Origin of the sequence: Marinomonas fungiae (genome assembly GCF_001418205.1) — a bacterium.
Lineage (GTDB): Bacteria > Pseudomonadota > Gammaproteobacteria > Pseudomonadales > Marinomonadaceae > Marinomonas > Marinomonas fungiae.
Map to the genome: position 1 here is coordinate 39,317 of NZ_LIQF01000004.1, position 18,688 is coordinate 58,004.

18 protein-coding genes are annotated in these 18,688 nt (G+C 47.9%); 13 read left to right on the top strand and 5 right to left on the bottom strand.

What is annotated here, in order from left to right; genetic code table 11:
• On the top strand, positions 1-2,082 hold the full coding sequence (gene recG, locus ASC49_RS07210) for an ATP-dependent DNA helicase RecG (protein WP_055462570.1): 2,082 nt from the start codon (positions 1-3) through the stop codon (positions 2,080-2,082).
• Between the two features lie 89 nt (positions 2,083-2,171).
• On the opposite strand, the gene lrp is transcribed toward recG, so the two are convergent.
• Positions 2,172-2,648 carry a leucine-responsive transcriptional regulator Lrp gene (lrp, locus tag ASC49_RS07215; protein WP_055462571.1) on the bottom strand — a complete coding sequence of 159 codons (477 nt, stop codon included), beginning with the start codon at positions 2,646-2,648 and terminating at the stop codon, positions 2,172-2,174.
• 588 nt (positions 2,649-3,236) lie between these two features.
• Between lrp and ASC49_RS07220 the strand changes: the two genes are divergently transcribed.
• From ASC49_RS07220 to phoR, 9 genes are all read left to right on the top strand, one after another.
• Complete coding sequence (locus tag ASC49_RS07220) at positions 3,237-4,259, top strand: amino acid ABC transporter substrate-binding protein (RefSeq protein ID WP_055462572.1); 1,023 nt, start codon at positions 3,237-3,239, stop codon at positions 4,257-4,259.
• A gap of 104 nt (positions 4,260-4,363) precedes the next feature.
• Positions 4,364-5,536 (top strand): amino acid ABC transporter permease, encoded by a 1,173-nt coding sequence (locus ASC49_RS07225; RefSeq protein WP_055462573.1) that lies wholly within the window; start codon positions 4,364-4,366, stop codon positions 5,534-5,536.
• A gap of 9 nt (positions 5,537-5,545) precedes the next feature.
• Entirely contained in the window at positions 5,546-6,646 is a 1,101-nt protein-coding gene (locus tag ASC49_RS07230) for an amino acid ABC transporter permease (RefSeq protein WP_055462574.1), read from the top strand.
• Between the two features lie 23 nt (positions 6,647-6,669).
• Entirely contained in the window at positions 6,670-7,449 is a 780-nt protein-coding gene (locus tag ASC49_RS07235) for an amino acid ABC transporter ATP-binding protein (RefSeq protein ID WP_055462575.1), read from the top strand.
• A 104-nt stretch (positions 7,450-7,553) separates the two neighbouring features.
• The gene (locus ASC49_RS07240; RefSeq protein WP_055462576.1) at positions 7,554-8,822 is read left to right on the top strand and encodes an HDOD domain-containing protein; all 1,269 of its coding nucleotides are present in this window, start codon (positions 7,554-7,556) and stop codon (positions 8,820-8,822) included.
• A complete protein-coding gene (locus ASC49_RS07245; RefSeq protein ID WP_055462577.1) occupies positions 8,819-9,379 on the top strand; it encodes a chorismate--pyruvate lyase family protein in 561 nt (186 codons plus the stop codon). Before ASC49_RS07240 ends, ASC49_RS07245 begins: the two co-directional genes overlap by 4 nt.
• Before the next feature lie 17 nt (positions 9,380-9,396).
• Positions 9,397-10,251 carry a 4-hydroxybenzoate octaprenyltransferase gene (gene ubiA / locus ASC49_RS07250; RefSeq protein ID WP_055462578.1) on the top strand — a complete coding sequence of 285 codons (855 nt, stop codon included), beginning with the start codon at positions 9,397-9,399 and terminating at the stop codon, positions 10,249-10,251.
• A gap of 95 nt (positions 10,252-10,346) precedes the next feature.
• Positions 10,347-11,042 (top strand): phosphate regulon transcriptional regulator PhoB, encoded by a 696-nt coding sequence (gene phoB / locus ASC49_RS07255; protein WP_055462579.1) that lies wholly within the window; start codon positions 10,347-10,349, stop codon positions 11,040-11,042.
• 55 nt (positions 11,043-11,097) lie between these two features.
• A complete protein-coding gene (gene phoR, locus ASC49_RS07260) occupies positions 11,098-12,453 on the top strand; it encodes a phosphate regulon sensor histidine kinase PhoR (protein ID WP_245624661.1) in 1,356 nt (451 codons plus the stop codon).
• Between the two features lie 70 nt (positions 12,454-12,523).
• Here the strand turns inward: phoR and ASC49_RS07265 are convergent, their stop codons facing one another.
• Together ASC49_RS07265 and cysZ are read right to left on the bottom strand one after the other, a co-directional pair.
• Positions 12,524-13,357 carry a response regulator gene (locus ASC49_RS07265; protein WP_245624662.1) on the bottom strand — a complete coding sequence of 278 codons (834 nt, stop codon included), beginning with the start codon at positions 13,355-13,357 and terminating at the stop codon, positions 12,524-12,526.
• Positions 13,358-13,366: 9 nt separating this feature from the next.
• The gene (gene cysZ / locus ASC49_RS07270) at positions 13,367-14,137 is read right to left on the bottom strand and encodes a sulfate transporter CysZ (RefSeq protein WP_055462581.1); all 771 of its coding nucleotides are present in this window, start codon (positions 14,135-14,137) and stop codon (positions 13,367-13,369) included.
• A 240-nt stretch (positions 14,138-14,377) separates the two neighbouring features.
• On the opposite strand from cysZ, the gene ASC49_RS07275 reads away from it, so the two are divergent.
• From ASC49_RS07275 to ASC49_RS07285, 3 genes are read left to right on the top strand one after another with little or no spacing between them, the layout of a single operon-like run.
• Entirely contained in the window at positions 14,378-14,893 is a 516-nt protein-coding gene (locus ASC49_RS07275) for a hypothetical protein (protein ID WP_055462582.1), read from the top strand.
• Between the two features lie 2 nt (positions 14,894-14,895).
• Positions 14,896-16,686, top strand: coding sequence for a sensor histidine kinase (locus ASC49_RS07280; RefSeq protein WP_055462583.1), 1,791 nt, complete (start codon positions 14,896-14,898; stop codon positions 16,684-16,686).
• A 10-nt stretch (positions 16,687-16,696) separates the two neighbouring features.
• Positions 16,697-17,029 (top strand): Hpt domain-containing protein, encoded by a 333-nt coding sequence (locus ASC49_RS07285; RefSeq protein WP_055462584.1) that lies wholly within the window; start codon positions 16,697-16,699, stop codon positions 17,027-17,029.
• Between the two features lie 69 nt (positions 17,030-17,098).
• Here the strand turns inward: ASC49_RS07285 and phoU are convergent, their stop codons facing one another.
• Positions 17,099-17,821, bottom strand: a complete 723-nt coding sequence (gene phoU / locus ASC49_RS07290) for a phosphate signaling complex protein PhoU (protein ID WP_055462585.1) — start codon at positions 17,819-17,821, stop codon at positions 17,099-17,101.
• Between the two features lie 17 nt (positions 17,822-17,838).
• A complete protein-coding gene (pstB, locus tag ASC49_RS07295; protein ID WP_055462586.1) occupies positions 17,839-18,669 on the bottom strand; it encodes a phosphate ABC transporter ATP-binding protein PstB in 831 nt (276 codons plus the stop codon).
• Positions 18,670-18,688: the final 19 nt, after the last annotated feature.

The window sequence follows — 18,688 nt, forward strand, 5'->3', positions numbered from 1 at the left end:
ATGGTTGATGCACTGGAAACCCAAGACATCAAGGAGCTCAAAGGTGTCGGCGCAGCAATGGCGGAAAAGCTCGCCAAGCTGAACATCCACACGGTTCAGGATGCTCTGTTTCACTTACCGATTCGGTATCAGGATCGAACTCGTGTCGTTCCGATTGGCCAACTACGCTTCGGCGACGAGGCCGTGATTGAGGGGGAAGTTAGCGGCTGCGAGATCAAGATGGGTAAGCGGCGCAGCCTGATCTGCCGTATTCGCGACCATTCTGGCTCTCTGTGTTTGCGCTTCTTCCATTTCAATGCAGCGCAAAAAAAGCAGCTAGAGCAAGCTGGTCGGGTGCGTTGTTTTGGCGAAATCCGTCGTGGTAGCACCGGCTTCGAAATCTATCACCCCGAATACAGCGTCTTGAAAGAGGATGAGCCCCATGAAGGCACAGATCAGCTGACGCCGATTTACCCGCTCACCGAAGGCATCACGCAAACCAAAATTCGCCAGATTTGTGAGCAAGCCTTAGAGCGCTTAACCCCTTACAATCTGCGTGAGTGGCTCCCAGACAGCATTCGTCAGCAGTTTAGTTTGCCATCCTTGGCCGACGCGATTCACTTTCTGCATCACCCAACTCGCGGCACAGACTTAGAGCAGCTCAAACGCGGCGCGCATCCTGCCCAGTATCGCTTATCGTTTGAAGAACTGATGGCGCATCAGCTATCGCTAATCGGTAAACGCCAGATGGCCAAGCACGATCGTGCCATTGTGGTACCAGAGCGCGGCGCCTTGGTCGATCAACTCTTAGCACAACTACCCTTTGCCCCAACAGGTGCTCAACAACGCGTTAGCCAAGAGATTCTCAATGATTTAAGTACCGGCCATCCGATGCTTCGTTTGGTACAAGGGGATGTGGGTTCTGGCAAAACACTCGTAGCAGCGATGGCTGCCGCGGCCGTGGTACAGCAAGGCTATCAAGTGGCGGTGATGGCACCGACTGAAATTCTCGCCGAGCAGCATTATCTCAATTTCAAACAATGGTTTGAGCCACTTGGCATTGAAGTCGCGTGGATGATAGGCAAGCTCAAAGGCAAACAACGGGAGGCGGAGCTAGAGCGCATCGCCTCGGGCAGTGCAAGCATTGTGGTTGGCACCCATGCCCTCTTCCAAGAAACGGTTACCTTCAAAGGCTTAGCATTAGCGATCATCGACGAGCAGCATCGCTTTGGAGTGCATCAGCGTATGGCGTTACGAGAGAAAGGTCTACAAGCTGGGTTTCAGCCCCATCAGCTGATCATGACTGCGACGCCGATTCCCCGCACCTTAGCCATGTCGGCTTATGCCGATTTGGATTGCTCCATTATTGATGAGTTACCGCCTGGGCGAACTCCAGTAAACACCATTGTCGTCTCCAATCAACGTCGAGACGAAGTGATCCAGCGGGTACGCCATGCCTGTGAAGAAGGTAAGCAAGCGTATTGGGTCTGTACCTTGATTGAAGAGTCCGAAGCCCTTCAGTGCCAAGCGGCAGAAGATACCGCCATTTTGCTGCAAGAGCATCTTGCTGGGCTAAACATAGGCTTGGTGCATGGTCGTCTCAAAGCACAAGAAAAAGCCGATATCATGGCGCGCTTTAAAGAGGGTGAGATTCAACTCTTGGTCGCGACCACGGTGATCGAAGTGGGTGTCGATGTGCCCAATGCCAGTTTAATGGTCATTGAGAACCCTGAACGCCTTGGGTTGGCGCAATTGCACCAATTACGCGGTCGTGTCGGCCGAGGCCAAGCCGCCAGCCACTGTGTATTGCTGTATCACGCGCCGCTTGGACAGCAAGGCAAAGCCCGCCTAGCCACCATGCGTGAAACCACCGATGGTTTTAAAATCGCTGAGAAAGACCTAGAACTGCGTGGCCCAGGGGAATTACTCGGGGCTCGCCAAACTGGCCTGTTAGAGTTCAAAGTAGCCGACCTTCAGCGCGATAAAGCCCTATTACAGCATGTACAACAAGCCGCAGCCCTTCTCTACCGAGACTACCCAGAGCACGTGTCGCCGCTACTCTCTCGCTGGCTGCCCAAGCATCAACAATATCTCAACGTCTAAATAGGACCTTATTTCGCCTTTTTATGCACCAAACTTAAAAACCACGCCTCCTAGGGGCGTGGTTTTTATTCTACTATCGCGTGAAAATCTTAAGGGATTTTGACTACCGTGGTGTTTTTCACTTCTTCCATCGCTACGTAGGTGCGCGACTCACGTACGTGCGGCAGCGTCAGCAAGGTTTCGCCCAATAGATGGCGGTAGGCATCCATATTCGATACCCGAGCTTTGAGTAGATATTCAAAATCCCCTGCGATTAGGTGGCATTCCAGCACTTCAGGGATCTCAGAAACCGCTTCTTTAAACTCGTTAAACCCTTCTGGTGAAGTGGCTTTTAGCCGAATTTCAACAAACACCAACAATCCAGCATCCACTTTACGAGGATCAACCAAGGCACAATAACCCGTTATGTAGCCATTACGCTCAAGTCGACGTACGCGCTCTAAACATGGCGTCGCACTTAGACCTACACGACTGGCAAGCTCCACATTCGATAAGCGACCATTAATTTGCAGCTCACGCAGGATCTTCTTATCCAATCTGTCCAAAGGCTTTGCAGACGTTTCCATCAATATGACTCTCCGAAGGTAACTGCCATTTAATTTAGCGCGATTCTACCACGGGGCAAATAACTTAGGAAAAATTAACCGTCTAGACACGACATTACGGTCGAAAGCTCTTCATCGCTCAAATCGCACCAAAGTAATACAAAAAGCATCCACTAGCACCAAACAAAATCTATATGCATCAATTTGTACATTTATCCATCAGAAACTAGGCTATTCATGCATCAATAGAGCGCAAATAAACAATTTTGTGCACCAAGTTAACACAACATAAACAAAAACTATTAAGTAATACTTTTAAATTGATCTATATTTAGAAAATCCAATGAAAAAGGAAAAAAATCGCACATAGTAGTGCTTTCGCCTTGACTCAAGGGTAATAACAGTAATTTCATAGGGCAGTGCCAAGCTTAATCAGCAGATTGCACTAGACTAGAAAACAACAAGAATAACCAAAGATGTTGGCAAGCAACTTGCTAGAGACTTAGTACGAAAGCGAACTAAAGTAGCTCGACCAAGTAATTGAAAGGATCTTCAAGACAGATTCGACTTTGCAAACATAACAACTAGTAAACGCCTGGAGGCAAAATCATGAAATCGAACGTTGGTAAAATTCTAACCACCGCTGCGGTGGCTGCAACAATCAGTACCGGTGCTGCAGCAGCAACATTGGACGACGTAAAAGCAAAAGGCTTTATCCAGTGTGGCGTGAGCCAAGGGGTACCAGGATTTTCAAACGCTGATGATTCCGGCAACTGGACAGGGATCGACGTTGACGCATGTCGAGCTACCGCGGCCGCCATCTTTGGCGATGCGCAAAAAGTGAAATTCACACCACTTTCGGCAAAAGAGCGTTTTACAGCTCTGCAATCTGGCGAGATCGACATACTTTCACGTAACACTACGTGGACTTATACCCGTGATACTTCGCTAGGCTTGGACTTCACTACGCCAAACTTCTATGACGGCCAAGGCTTCATGGTACGTAAAGACCTAGGCGTTGAAACAGCAATGGATCTAGACGGCGCTACCGTTTGTACAGAGCAAGGTACAACGACTGAGTTGAACATGGCGGACTTCTTCCGTAAACATCAGCTATCTTACGTACCTGTTATCGTACAGAAAGCGGACGAAGCACTTGCAGCCTACGCATCAGGCCGTTGTGATGTCTTCACGACTGACAAATCAGGTCTTGCTGCACACCGTTCTAAACTAGCGGATCCAGCGGCACACATCATCCTTCCAGAAACCATCTCTAAAGAGCCTCTAGGACCAGTGGTTCGTCACGGCGACAACCAATGGAAAGACATCGTTACTTGGGCCTTGTTCGTACAGATCAACGCTGAAGAGATGGGTATCAGCTCCAAAAACGTTGCTAAGATCAAAGCAGAGTCAACAGATCCAGGCGTTCGCCGCCTACTAGGTGCTGAAGGCAACATGGGCGAGTCATTAGGGCTAGGCGCGGACTGGGCATACAACATCATTGCGAAAGTCGGTAACTACGGCGAAGTATTCGATCGCAACGTTGGTCCAAACACGCCAGTGAATCTACCACGTGGTGTGAACAACCTTTGGACTGAAGGCGGCGTTCTATATGCGCCACCAGTACGTTAATCCGTACACATCCCTTACCTACTTTGGGATTACACCCAGTGGCAGATGCCACTGGGTTCCCCCTTCTGTTTTACATCTGACGAGCATTCATTGCCTGAACCAAGATGAGCGAAAAAACTATAACTAATACAAGCTTTCTGAACGACGCTGGCAACCGTGCCTTGTTGTTCCAAGCAGTGCTCTTGGTCGTAGTGGTGGCGGTGGGTTACTACCTATTCCACAACCTCCAAGCGAACTTGCAAACTCAAGGGATTTCGACCGGTTTTTCTTTTTTAAATGAGCCAGCAGGCTTTCCGATCTTAATCCATTTAATCGACTACACTGAGGCCAACAGCTACGGGCGAGCGTTCGTTGTGGCCTTAATCAACACCATCCTGATTTCTTTGATAGGCATTATCTTCGCCACCATTATTGGTGTGGTGATGGGCTTAGCCCGCCTGTCTCAGAACTGGTTAGTGGCACGTCTAGCAACGGTATACATTGAAACCTTGCGCAATATCCCATTATTGTTGCAAATGTTTTTCTGGTACTTCGCTGTTCTGGCCGCTTTGCCGCATCCGCGCGACAGCATCATTTTCGGTGATTTTCTGCTGAACAAGCGTGGGGTTTACTCCCCTAACCCGATTTTTCAGGACGGTATCGGCATTGCCATTGGCGCATTCTTCATCGCGTTAGCGGCCTCGATTGCCCTGATTATTTGGGCTAAGAAGCGCCAGAAAAGAACCGGTGTTTGGTTTCCTGCTTACTGGTCTTCGTTAGCGATCATTGTCTTTGGCACTATTCTGGGGTTTGCCATCGCTGGTTTCCCAGTGGAGTTTGAACTGCCACAGAAAAGTCGCTTTAACGTTTCTGGCGGTATGGTGTTGGTGCCTGAATTTGTTGCGGTATTGGTTGCGCTCTCAACCTACACCGGCGCATTCATCGCTGAGATCGTTCGTGCAGGCATTTTATCTGTGAATTGGGGACAAACCGAAGCGGCACGCTCGCTAGGTCTTAAGGACAGCCTGACGCAACGCTTGATCGTCTTGCCACAGGCGCTTCGTGTCATCATCCCACCTTTGACCAGCCAATTTCTAAACCTTGCTAAAAACTCATCATTAGGCGCTGCAATCGCTTACCCTGAACTGGTGGCCGTGGTCATGGGGACCACACTCAACCAAACTGGTCAGGCCATTGAGACGATTGGCTTGTGTATGTTGGTGTACGGCTCTTTAAGCTTGTCCATTTCGTTCTTTATGAACTGGTACAACAAGAAAATGTCGCTGGTTGAGCGCTAGGAGATTAGTATGACCATAGAATTCAAACCCTCTCCAAGCCTCCCGCCGCCACAGAACTCTGTCGGTGCTGTTGCTTGGATTCGTAAGAACTTTTTCTCTTCTCCGCTAAACATCTTTCTAACGATATTTAGCTTTTACATCATCTACTTATTGTTTCCACCCATGATTGAGTGGGCACTGATAAATGCAACATGGAGCGGTGAGTCAAAAGCCGCTTGTACCGCGGGTGGTGCGTGTTGGGCGTTTATCGGTGTGTACTTTAAGCAGTTCATGTACGGCTTGTACCCAGCAGAAGAAACTTGGCGTGTGAACTTAGCCTTAATCATGTTGATTGTATTGGTGGCCATGTATGCCATAAAAGCCATCAACAAAGGCTTATTAACAGCGGTCATCTTACTGGTTTACCCAGTCGTGGCGTTTATCTTGTTCTCTGGTGGCATGTTCGGCTTAGAGCCAGTTGAAACGACTAACTGGGGCGGCCTATTTCTAACCACACTATTGGGCGTGGTTGGTATTGTTGCTTCATTGCCGTTGGGCGTTCTGTTGGCCCTTGGTCGCCGTTCAGATATGCCGATTGTGAAGTCTGTCTGTGTGGTGTTCATTGAAACCATTCGTGCCGTACCTCTGATCACAGTCTTGTTTATGGCATCCGTCATGATTCCATTGTTCCTTCCTGACGGGTTGAACTTTAACAAGCTACTGCGTGTATTAATCGGTATTACTCTGTTCTCTGCAGCCTATATGGCAGAGGTTATTCGAGGTGGCTTACAAGCTATTCCGAAAGGTCAATACGAAGCCGCTGATGCGATGGGCTTAACCTACTGGCAATCAATGATTCTTGTGATTTTACCGCAGGCGTTGAAACTGGTTATCCCAGGCATTGTGAACACCTTTATCGGTTTATTCAAAGATACAACACTGGTTTACATCGTTGGTATGTTCGACCTATTGGGTCGTATACAAGCCGCTAACCACGATGCTAACTGGCTAGGTACCACAACGGAAGGTTACGCCTTTGCAGGCTTAGTTTATTGGGCAATCTGCTTCGGTATGTCCCGCTATTCAATGGCGGTTGAGCGTAAGTTAGATACCGGACACAAGCGGAATTAATAGAGAATTTGAGGCCTTACAACATGACAGATAGAAATATGGCATTAGCCCAACTTGAGCCGGGCGAAGAAGCAATCATTCAATTTACGGATGTAAACAAGTGGTACGGCGAGTTCCACGTACTAAAGAACATCAACTTTAGCGTTAAAAAAGGTGAGCGTATCGTCGTTTGTGGACCTTCTGGTTCTGGTAAATCCACAATGACTCGTTGCATTAACCGTCTAGAAGAGCACCAGAAAGGTCAAATTCTGGTCGACGGCATCGAAATGAACGATAACCTCAAAAACATTGAGGCGATTCGTAAAGACGTCGGTATGGTGTTTCAGCACTTTAACCTGTTCCCGCATTTAACTATCTTGGAAAACCTGACACTTGCGCCAATCTGGGTACGTAAAACGCCTAAGAAAGAAGCGGAAGCCATGGCTATGCATTACTTGGAACGAGTGAAAATCGCCAACCAAGCATTGAAATACCCAGGGCAGCTTTCCGGAGGCCAGCAACAGCGTGTGGCCATTGCACGTGGCCTATGCATGAAACCTCGTATCATGCTGTTCGACGAGCCGACGTCAGCGCTTGATCCTGAGATGATCAAAGAGGTATTGGACGTAATGATCCAATTGGCGGATGAAGGCATGACGATGGTCTGTGTGACCCACGAAATGGGCTTTGCGAAAACCGTCGCGGATCGCGTGGTATTTATGGATGCAGGAGAAATCGTCGAAGCCAATACGCCTCATGAATTCTTCGAAAACCCACAGCATGATCGGACACAGTTATTCTTAAGCCAGATTTTGAACCACTAATCTTGCTATTTGTACCAATCCTGTCTAAAAAGCCCCCAGTGGGGCTTTTTTAGTTTGCTTAATAATGTCCTAATAAAGAAAATCGTTTTATTTGGGGATTTAGAGTGTCAGACCAGTCTGCCGAACAACTCATTAACACGCGAGTGCGAATCGTTCATCTCGCCGATCACACAGGGAAACTACAGGTTATTTTCCCGTATGACAGTATGCTCGACATGGCTGCATTATCCCGTTTGACTAAACGCCGCTTTGACCCTGTTGCCAATTACAATATTGAAGGCGACCCACTGATCAAACCCAACACCTGCTCCACTATTATTGATCGGTCATTATTAGACTGTGATGTCATTGAACTGCGCAGCAGCGCCCAACACAGTTACAAAAGTTATTCTAAGGAAGAGTTCACTGGCCGCTTCCAAGGCCCTTTATCACGCTACGAGCAGGTGGCGATTCCGGTGACAAGCATCCCTAAACCCGTCTTGGATCTGAGCCAAGATTCGGAACAAATGCAAGCCGCACTGGGCAAATTCCAGTCTATGCGCTTGCGGGCCCGTTTGGAAGAAACCCTTGAAATCCCGCCCTTACCTGCGTCGTCCCACCGCATTATTCAACTGTGCTCCAACGAGAACGCAGGCACAGACGATCTGTGCGATGTCATCAGCTTAGATCCGTCTTTATCTGCGCAAGTGATCAGCTGGGCCTCATCGCCTTACTACGGTGTGCGTGGTGAAATCGACTCTGTTGAAGATGCCATCATACGCGTTTTAGGCTTTGATATGGTGATGAACTTGGCCTTGGGCTTATCCATGGGCAGCGCTTTTCAATTACCGCAGAATGGCCCACGCCATTACGAAGATTTCTGGTTTAGCGCCGTTTCTCATGCCGTACTGATGGAAGAATTGGTGCGTAAGATGCCATCCGGCGAGCGTCCGCGCTTGGGTCATGCTTACTTGTCAGGCTTGCTGCATAATTTCGGCTACTTGGCGATTGCCGTAGTACTACCGCCTCATTTCGGCATTCTATCCCGTTACATTGAAGCCAATGCCCATCTGCCAACCGATGTGATTGAAATGCAGACCTTGCATTTCACCAAAGAACAATTAGGGGCTTGGCTACTAAAACACTGGGGCCTACCTGAAAGCATTTATACGGCGGTGCGCTACAGTCAGACACCGGGTTATCAAGGCGCTCACTTTAAGCTGGCACTTTGCTTACAACTCTGCCATCAGTTGTTCAATGATGAAACGCCAGACCCAGAACTCCTGCGGTCGCTAGGTTTGAGCGCAGAGGATGCTCAGCAATGTCATCGTAAAGTACTGAGTTCTTCCAGTGAGCTCAGTAAAATGGTTGACCTCATCAGCGGGGCCAAATGAGTTTGCTAAATCAGAAGCTAACACAGCAATTTGACTATCGCTGGCATACCATTGAGCAGGTCTCTCGTGGCACCATTCCGAAAAGCATCTTACCGTGGTTAACCACAAGCCACTCTATTACGGCTAAGCTACGTCAAGCAGGTCAGTTAAGAGTCGAGGTTTTAAGCGATGATTGGCAAGCTCCCTCTCCCCGTGAACGTCTTCGCTTAGGTTTAAAAAACCGTGAGATTGCTCGGGTTCGAACCGTCATCCTGTATGTTAATGAGATCCCCGTGGTGTATGCCCGTTCGATTATTCCCGCTCGCTCGTTGCGAGGCACATGGCGCTACCTGCCGTATTTAGACAACCGTCCGTTAGGTGGTTACGTGTATAAATCGAAACGCTTACGACGTAGCTCAACGGAAGTCGTCAAACTGCCAGCCGGCTTGATCCTTAATTGCAAAGACTCCCTTTGGGCGCGTCGCTCTGTATTCATCGAGTATGGTCCTGGCATCTTGGTCAACGAAGCCTTTTATCCCGCCATCAGCGATATTACACTGGCCGCCGGACAACTTTAACTAAGTGATTGCACACCATGAGTAAACTAAAAGATTACGCCGACTTAACCCGTTTTAACCGTCCCATTGGCTCCTTGTTGCTGATGTGGCCAACCCTTTGGGCCCTTTGGCTCGCAGCGGATGGCTGGCCAGAATGGCATCTAATATTTATTTTTGTGTTGGGCGTGTTCAGTATGCGCTCTGCCGGCTGTGTGATTAACGACTTTGCCGATCGTAAAGTGGACGGCTTTGTCGAACGCACCAAGAATCGTCCATTGCCATCGGGTCGGGTATCGGAAGTAGAAGCCTTAGCGCTGTTTGCTGGTTTATCGATTTTAAGCTTTATTTTAGTGCTATTTACCGATTGGCAGACCATTTTGCTGTCTTTTGTCGGTTTGTTCTTAGCCGCTTTATATCCGTTTATGAAACGCTACACACATTTGCCACAGCTGTTTTTGGGCTTAGCCTTCTCTTGGGCCATCCCGATGGCTTACAGTGCACAAGGCGGTAGCTTACTGGACCCGCAGCTGTGGATGCTGTTTGTGGCAAACTGCTTCTGGACCATTGCTTACGATACTTACTACGCCATGACAGATCGCCCAGACGATGTGAAGATAGGCATTAAATCAACTGCCATCTTATTTGGCCGTTACGATTTACTGGTGATTCTTGTCTTGCAAGGATTGACCCTATCTTTGATGATGTGGATTGGTGTGCTTGCTCAATTAGGCATCATGTATTTTGTTAGCTTATTGGGCGCGACGTATCTATTTTATCAGCAATACCAACAAGCTAAAGACCGCGAGCGCCAAGCGTGTTTTCGTTCTTTCTTAGATAATAACCGTATCGGTTACTGCATCTTTGCAGGAATCTTACTCGGGTATTACATTTAATTGTGGCAATCATGTGGCACTGATATGACAATTTAACACAGCTGTCATATTTAGCCGCTTTAATAGCTACCGTTCCTGAGATGAGGATAAATCCTGTGACCGGTAAAAAAGTACTTATTATTGATGATGAAGCACCAATCCGCGAGATGATCGCCGTCGCGCTGGAAATGGCTGGCTATGAATACATGGAAGCGGAAAATAGCCAACAGGCGCATGAGATGATCGTCGATCATCGCCCTGATTTGGTGTTAGTAGATTGGATGATGCCTGGTGGCAGTGGCGTTGAGCTGACGCGTCGCCTGAAAAAAGATCCAACGACGGCTGAAATTCCAGTCATCATGTTGACCGCGAAAAGCGAAGAAGACAACAAGATTCAAGGTTTAGAAGTGGGGGCAGATGATTACATCACCAAACCATTCTCGCCACGTGAATTAGTTGCGCGCTTGAAAGCAGTATTACGTCGTGCCACGCCTCAAGGGGTAGACGACCCAATCGAAGTAGAAGGTTTATTGCTCGACCCTATTAGCCAACGCGTTTCAATTGGCACAACGCCCATCGAAATGGGGCCGACCGAGTACCGCCTGTTGAAATTCTTGATGACCCACCAAGAGCGCGCTTACTCACGTGCACAGCTGCTCGATCAGGTTTGGGGTGGCAATGTCTACGTGGAAGAACGTACAGTGGACGTGCATATCCGTCGTTTGCGTAAGGCGATTGGCGATTCTCATGACTTTTTAATTCAAACGGTTCGCGGTACGGGTTACCGATTCTCAGCGAAACGTACGGCATAGATACGATATGAAAAGAACTTGGCAACGAGCTTTCATTACATGGATAAGTGGGTTAATGGCGGTTATCGTCATTGGTTTCGTATTGGGCCATATTCTTGCGCTAGCCTTGTTGTATACCCTTGGTACGTTGTACTGGCAGCTGTATCAGTTGTATCAATTTCACAATTGGCTACGTCGTTCCGGTAAAGCCGCGCCCCCAGATGCCTCTGGTATCTGGGGTGAAATCTTTGATGCGGTCTATCGCTTACAGAAAAAACAGCGTAAGTCGAAACGACGCATGCGCCAAGCGCTTAACCGTATTGAGAATTCCACCGCTGCGCTTAAAGAAGGCGTGATCATGGCGGACAGTAACGGTAATTTGGAGTGGTGGAATAACTCAGCAGGCTTATTGTTAGGTCTGCAACGCCCCGTCGATCGCGGTCAGCCGATTACCAATATTTTGCGCAACCCAGAATTCTTTAAATACTTCACTCAGAAGCGTTTTGGTGAACCTCTGGTAATTAAATCACCGTCTAAAGAAGGCGTGTATTTAGAGCTACAAACCACGCTCTATGACCATAACGATCATCTAATTTTTGTCCGAGATGTGACCCGTTTACATTTGCTTGAGCAGATGCGTAAAGACTTTGTGGCAAACGCTTCCCACGAACTGAAAACACCACTGACAGTGATCAAAGGCTATCTGGAAACGTTGTCGATGTTTAAAGATAACCTGCCTCCGTCGATGCAACGCGGCATCGTCAATATGACCGATCAATCCCTACGTATGGAGCATTTGATCGAAGATTTGTTGTTGCTTTCGCGCCTAGAAACCAATGATCAAAAGGAGCCACATCAATGGCTCAAGTTGGAAGACATCTGTGAAACGGTGCGCAAAACCGCTTTACCTATGATGTCAGAGCAGCACGAGATGAGCTTCGATATCCCTGAAAATAGCTACATTTACGGTGCCACCAGTGAGCTCTACAGTGCGTTTTCAAACCTTGTGTTTAACGCCATTAAGTACTCACCGGAAGGCGGCCACATTCAGATTAAATGGGTTCAGAATGAATTCAGTGGTGTGCTCTCTGTAGAAGACGAAGGCTTGGGCATCGATCCTCGTCATATTCCGCGATTAACAGAGCGTTTCTTCCGCGTGGATAAGGGCCGTGGCTCTAACACGGGAGGCACAGGTTTAGGCTTAGCGATTGTGAAGCACGTATTGATTCACCATAACGCCAAACTACAAATCCGCAGTCAGCCTGGTTTTGGCAGTACTTTCTCCTGCCACTTCCCAACCGATCGCGTACGCCAAGAGGCGTTGCTAGCGACCGTGGCAAGCGATGTGGAAGACAACGTGGATGACGTTAAGAAAGTGTCAGAAACGTCTGAGAATAATTCAGAAGCATCTGCGCATACGCCTTCTACGTAGTACAGCACTCCGATACCAAAAAAGCCCAATGCAATGCATTGGGCTTTTTTATGTGCCGTCTAAATCATCCTTACCACGAATCAAACAAACGCTGAATAAAGGCTTCTTTGTCCGCATCTTGATCAATCAGATTAAGCGTCACGGTTAAAAACGCTGAGTCGTGTTTTTTCTCAGTGGTGGCCACCGCTTGAACAAAGTAATTGAGACGGTTGACCTTCTGCTCAAAGGTGAGATCCAATACCGCCTGATCCAATACCGTTGGAATCACGTCATCGCTCTTAATCAGCATGGTCGCCTCATCCTTGCCAAAGTGAACCACCATGCAACGGAACTCTTTGCCAGCAAAACGCACCTTGGTCGGGATTTTAACGTCTTTGATCGTCACCGTTGGGTTAGTGATTTTAGGCGTGGCAGACGCTTTAGGATTGACGGTGCCCGCCATTAACACATCCAATGAACCCGATGCCACACCGCCAGTGGACGGCGCCGCATGGGGCCTAGGTGCTGAGTCCAGTTTTTTCTCTAGGCCATTGCGCTTTGCGGCAGAAAAAACCTTTTGTACTAATTGGTCCGCTGAAAACGGCTTACCCAAATAATCCGTCACACCCGACTGCACCGCTTCGACCACATGGGACTTATCTCCACGGCTCGTAATCATCACAAATGGCAGCGTGTCTTTCTTATAGTTGGGTTGCTCGCGACACCACTGTAGCAACTCAACCCCTGTCATTTCCGGCATTTCCCAGTCACACAGCACCATGTCAAATGGGATTTTTTCCAGCATTTGCTGCGCTTTACGACCATTAACAGCTTCTTCCACCGTGACCGATGGGAAGCGCTTGCGCAGCGTACGTTTAATCAAATCACGAGTAAACGAGGCATCATCAACAACCAGTATTTTCAAAATCGTGTCCTATCGGGTCTGAGACAGTAAATCTGCATAATTCACAAAGCGTTCGCTGAACAACTTAATCCAAAGCAAGGTTGCCGCCACAACAGCAATGGGCATGATAAACAAATTCAAAAAAGGGATGGTCACGGCAAACATTACGATAAAACCAAAGGTCCAGCACAACAGTGGTTTTTCACGTAAAGAAGCACGCATTTCAGGAAACGGAATCTTATTATTATCGAAGGCGTAATCCATGTATTGCAGCGCCAACATCCAAGCTGAAAATAGCACGAGTAAGAAAGGCGCAACGACGTTAATAACCGGAATAAATGACAGCAACAATAGCCCCAAAAAACGCGGCAGAAAGTACGCTAACTTCTGAAGCTCACGCTTTAAGCTACGCCCTGCGATCAACATTAAGCCCGCGAAGCTCATATCTTCATCAAACTGCTTGCCCGTTTGACGCTCTTCCACTTTTTCCGCTAAAAATGCCATAAAAGGTGCCGCTAAGATATTTACGCCCACTGAAAAGCTGTAAAACATCAGCAAGCCCACCACGATGTTTAGCAACAGATAAAACAGCCAGTTTAGGAAAGACAACCATTCTGGCAAGAAGCCCATCATTTCATCCACAGCCACCCCCATGTAGCTTAGCGCAACGGTATACAGCAATACCATCAGCGCAATGTTGGCGAAAATAGGGGCTAACAGAAACAAACGTAAACGACGTGACAACAGCAGAGGAAATGCTTCTATAATTGCGCCAACAGCGCTAAATGGATGGGTAATCACAGGTTTTAATCCTCGTTGAAAAACTTCTCTGAATAACGTTTTAAAGCGTCTATTTAAGCACATTTTTGCACGCGCTGGGTGCCAACCACCACATCAAATCGCGTGTTTTATCGCCCCAGAGAACGGGATAATGGATCACTGATGACTTTTTGAGCGGATTGATTCTATCGCTTAAAATCAAATTTGATACACTATTGAGCTTACACCTCTGGTGAGACTACTTCTGATATGGATACAGCTATGAAACGTCTTCTTCGTGGTACCTTGGCAGTACTGTTTACCGCCCTTTGTCACAGCGTCTTCGCTGCCTCAGAAGGACCTGAAGGTCCTGTTGTATTAACGGTAAGCGGTCATCTCGAACAACTCGACCTTACGACGCCAGCTCGATTCGATTTAGCAACGCTCAAACAGTTACCGGTGCATCAGATTTCGACGCAAACCCCTTGGGAGGAAGGTACACATCTCTATGTGGGATTCGATCCTAATGACTTACTGGCACAACTTAACGTCCCAGGCGATGTCATTCGTTTGACGGCTTTTAATCATTACATTACCGAAGTTCCCTTAACCGACTTTAGCAGTCACCGCGCCATCATCGCCTATGCTATGGACAATCAGGACATCTCCATACGAAATAAGGGGCCATTGATGGTGGTGTATGACTTTGACCAATACCCAGAGTTGCGAAATGAAGCCTATTACGGCCGCTCTATTTGGCAAATCCAAGCACTGCAAGTGTTGATGCCAGAGCAATGAGTATGGCGACTGAGCAAGGCCCTGAAGCCAATAAGCAACGCAAACGCACCCTCATTAATTTCTTAATTATCTGCGTTTGCTGCTCATCGTTGCTTACCTTTTTGCTGATCCCGCTGGCCGATAACAGCACACGTCTCAACGCCCGCCAAGTCTTTGATAGCTCCCGCTGGCACTCCTTACAGTTACAGCTGCAAACCTATCGTTTGATGAATTATCTGTCTGACTTAAGTGCCGACGATTTACCGGTCAATGGCAATGCTTATTTCCAATACGACTTGGTATTGAGTCGTGTCGATCTTCTGCGAAAAGGGGATTTGGGACGACATATTCGCAACTTCGCTAATGGTCGTGCAACCCGCTTATTGAACATCATTTCGGGTGAATTAGAGCTGATTAGCCTCAATATCGAACACTTAGAAAATGGTCGTTTAGATCAAGTGCCGATCATTATGGAACGACTTCGCTCGCTGGATTCACAAATCACCGATTTTGTGGTGATTGTCAATCAAGGCGCTAACGACTATGTCACCAAGAAACGTGCCGAATTGGACGTTCAATTGGAGTGCATCCAATTCATTTCCCTGATCCTATTGGGCATTTCCGCGGCGTTATTGTTCATGACTTTCAAATTGTCGCAAGTATTCCGACAGTCTCTCAACCGTACTGCTCGCTTAGAACAACGTATCGAAGACATATTAAACAGCAAAGTCGATGTTATCAGTCGCATTACCAGCGAACTAAAACCGGCCATCACCAGCATCATCAGCAGGCTTTCTTATCTTAAACAAGATAGCGCTAAGGAATCGACACAAGTAGCCTTGGAGCGTGTAACAAACCACAATAGCCAAATACTGACTTTATTAGATGGCTACCACGATTTGATTCTGATCGAGGCCAATAAGCTCAAGCCGCATATCAGTGAAGGGGCAATCCGTGATCATCTGGAATATACCATTCAAGCACTAGAGCCTACTTTTAGTGCACATAATGTCAGAGTCATATGCCAGGTTGACCCTCGTATACCAAGCTTGGTCGATACCGATTACAAACGCTTGCACGAAATTCTAACTGTGCTCCTCCTACAAATAACGCCTTTGTGTGTGGACGCCGAGTTAATGCTGAATATTCGCCCTTCGACATTACCGATTCTGCGTGTACCCGAAAAGCACAATGACAAGGCCATTAAAATGGTCCAGATTAGCCTGAAAGATACGGGGGAAGGCTTACCAGAAGCTATTCAAAGCGGTTTGCGCTCCAATCCTTTTAACCCCACCAATACGGTCGCCAATCAAATCCAACAGATGGGACTAGGATTTACCTTATGTCATTTATTAATTGGTTCACTGGATGGCGAATTGCACTTTTCTACTACGCAAGGGAAGGGCTCTGAGATTTGGATTGATCTCCCCATGGGGGTTAACGCTTTTGCCAATCGGCCGGGCGCCGACAACATCACAGAGTCAATAGCCGTTTTAAGCAGTGATACCTTTCTCGACCAAGGCCTCGAGGCTTTATTGGCGTCCAGTTACCAAGTCCAGTTGCTCTCGGAAGAGCAGCTCACCATGCTGGTTCTGAATAGCGCTGACGTCTCATTTTCATGGTTATTGATTAGTGACAAAACCACCCTTTCCAGCCTACAGTTAGAATATTTAAAACAACTGCAACGACAGTCGGTCAACATTATTTGGTGCGCTTCCTTGGCTCGGAAATACCCAGAGTTTCATGCTGAGGCGGTCTACCATTACCCTATAACCGCCAGTCAATTAGCGGCTTTATTACGCTCACAGGACTAGGATCACTCACATGTTAGTCGACCATACGCAATTAAAAACCCTTAAAGATATTCTTGGGCGCGATACCTTACTCAGGGTGAAAGGCAGCTATGAAGAAGACAGTCAAGCCAAATTAAACGCGCTTGAGCAAGCCGTCAATGCGAGCAACCTTGAGCAGGTGGAGCAGCTCAGTCACTCTTTAAAGTCCGCTAGCTCGAACCTTGCACTGGTTTCGTTAACCCGCTTATTTGCACAGATGGAAGCCAGTGCCAGCCAAGGCCAAGCAGAGCCTTTAATGACACTGTTACAAAATGCACAAGCAGAATACCCGACTGCCCTCGCGGAGTTGAGTACGCTACTGTAACCGCCCTCTCAGACAAACAAAAAGGGGTGGGATCGCGAGATCCCACCCCTTTTTAAGCGCATCCGTTGGTTACGCTTTTTTCTCGTCCTGTGCAATTTTTTCCAGCTCTTCAGCAGGCACATGGCGCACGTTCACACCATTAATCAAATACACTAGGTGCTGGCATAGATGACGCGAGTGATCACCAATACGCTCTAGGGAACGCAATACCCAAATTACGTTGAACACACGACTGATCGAACGTGGGTCTTCCATCATATAAGTGATCAAAGAACGAATCGCCGTTTTGTATTCAAGATCCACAGTACGGTCCGCTTTCGCAACGCTAACGGCTAAATCTAAATCTAGACGAGCGTAAGCATCTAAGCTCTCGCGTACCATGCGCGCCACCATTTGGCCGATACGGCTAATTTCCACATAGCCACGTGGGGACTCGCCTTCATGAATCAATTTCAATGCGTGATCCGCGATTTTCTTCGCCTCATCCCCCATGCGCTCAAGCTCTGCGACCGCTTTACTGATCGACAAAATCATACGCAAGTCCGTCGCAGCAGGCTGGCGCTTAGCAAGAATACGGGTACATTCTTCATCAATGATGCCGTCTAGCTGGTTAACCGTGGCATCTTTTTCTTTCACTTCTTCTGCAAGATGGCTATCGCTTTCTAGCAAGGCGTGAATCGCATCCGATACTTGGTTTTCAACTACACCACCCATTGTTAAGAAGTGCTGACGTAGTGTCTCCAGTTCGCTGTTGAACTGTTGAGAAATATGGTCCGTTGTTAACTCTCTCATGATCGCAGTTCCTTATCCTAGCCGTAGCGGCCAGTGATGTAGTCTTCAGTTTGTTGTTTAGTTGGGTTAGTGAACAAGCCGTTGGTGTCACCAAACTCCACCATGTTGCCCATGTACATAAACGCAGTATAGTCCGACACACGTGCCGCCTGCTGCATGTTGTGAGTAACGATGGCAATGGTAAATTCTTCTTTAAGCTGGTGAATCAGCTCTTCGATCTTCAACGTCGAAATCGGGTCAAGCGCTGACGCTGGCTCGTCTAGCAGCAATACTTCTGGTTTTACCGCCACGGTACGGGCAATAACCAGACGCTGTTGCTGACCACCAGACATGCCTAGAGCACTTTCGTGTAGACGGTCTTTTACTTCGTCCCAAAGCGCCGCTGAGCGCAGTGCCCATTCCACTGTTTCGTCGATCACGCGCTTCTTGTTGATACCTTGAATACGTAGGCCATAAGCCACGTTTTCGTAGATACTTTTCGGGAATGGGTTTGGCTTCTGGAATACCATGCCCACGCGACGACGTAGCTCCGCTACGTCGGTGCCTTTGGCGTAGATGTTGGTGTCGTGCAGGTTGATTTCACCTGTGATGCGACAGCTGTCTACCAAGTCATTCATACGGTTAAAGCAACGTAGTAGCGTGGATTTACCACAGCCCGATGGGCCGATAAACGCGGTTACTTTTTTCTCAGGGATGATCATATCGATCCCTTTCAGTGCTTCTTTGTCGCCGTAGTAAAGGTGTAAGTCTTTAACGGAAAGACAAACTTTTTCGTCTTCAATGCGCAGCGCCTGCTGGCTACGTTGCATTGCTGAAATATCAATTGAGTGTGTATTGGTTGCGCTCATAATCGTCTCTCTCCGCCGT

Coding starts and splice junctions, on each gene's coding strand:
- recG (WP_055462570.1), top strand. CDS start 1: ATGGTTGATGCACTGGAAACCCAAGACATCAAGGAGCTCAAAGGTGTC.
- lrp (WP_055462571.1), bottom strand. CDS start 2,648: ATGGAAACGTCTGCAAAGCCTTTGGACAGATTGGATAAGAAGATCCTG.
- ASC49_RS07220 (WP_055462572.1), top strand. CDS start 3,237: ATGAAATCGAACGTTGGTAAAATTCTAACCACCGCTGCGGTGGCTGCA.
- ASC49_RS07225 (WP_055462573.1), top strand. CDS start 4,364: ATGAGCGAAAAAACTATAACTAATACAAGCTTTCTGAACGACGCTGGC.
- ASC49_RS07230 (WP_055462574.1), top strand. CDS start 5,546: ATGACCATAGAATTCAAACCCTCTCCAAGCCTCCCGCCGCCACAGAAC.
- ASC49_RS07235 (WP_055462575.1), top strand. CDS start 6,670: ATGACAGATAGAAATATGGCATTAGCCCAACTTGAGCCGGGCGAAGAA.
- ASC49_RS07245 (WP_055462577.1), top strand. CDS start 8,819: ATGAGTTTGCTAAATCAGAAGCTAACACAGCAATTTGACTATCGCTGG.
- ubiA (WP_055462578.1), top strand. CDS start 9,397: ATGAGTAAACTAAAAGATTACGCCGACTTAACCCGTTTTAACCGTCCC.
- phoR (WP_245624661.1), top strand. CDS start 11,098: ATGGCGGTTATCGTCATTGGTTTCGTATTGGGCCATATTCTTGCGCTA.
- ASC49_RS07275 (WP_055462582.1), top strand. CDS start 14,378: ATGAAACGTCTTCTTCGTGGTACCTTGGCAGTACTGTTTACCGCCCTT.
- ASC49_RS07280 (WP_055462583.1), top strand. CDS start 14,896: ATGGCGACTGAGCAAGGCCCTGAAGCCAATAAGCAACGCAAACGCACC.
- ASC49_RS07285 (WP_055462584.1), top strand. CDS start 16,697: ATGTTAGTCGACCATACGCAATTAAAAACCCTTAAAGATATTCTTGGG.
- phoU (WP_055462585.1), bottom strand. CDS start 17,821: ATGAGAGAGTTAACAACGGACCATATTTCTCAACAGTTCAACAGCGAA.
- pstB (WP_055462586.1), bottom strand. CDS start 18,669: ATGAGCGCAACCAATACACACTCAATTGATATTTCAGCAATGCAACGT.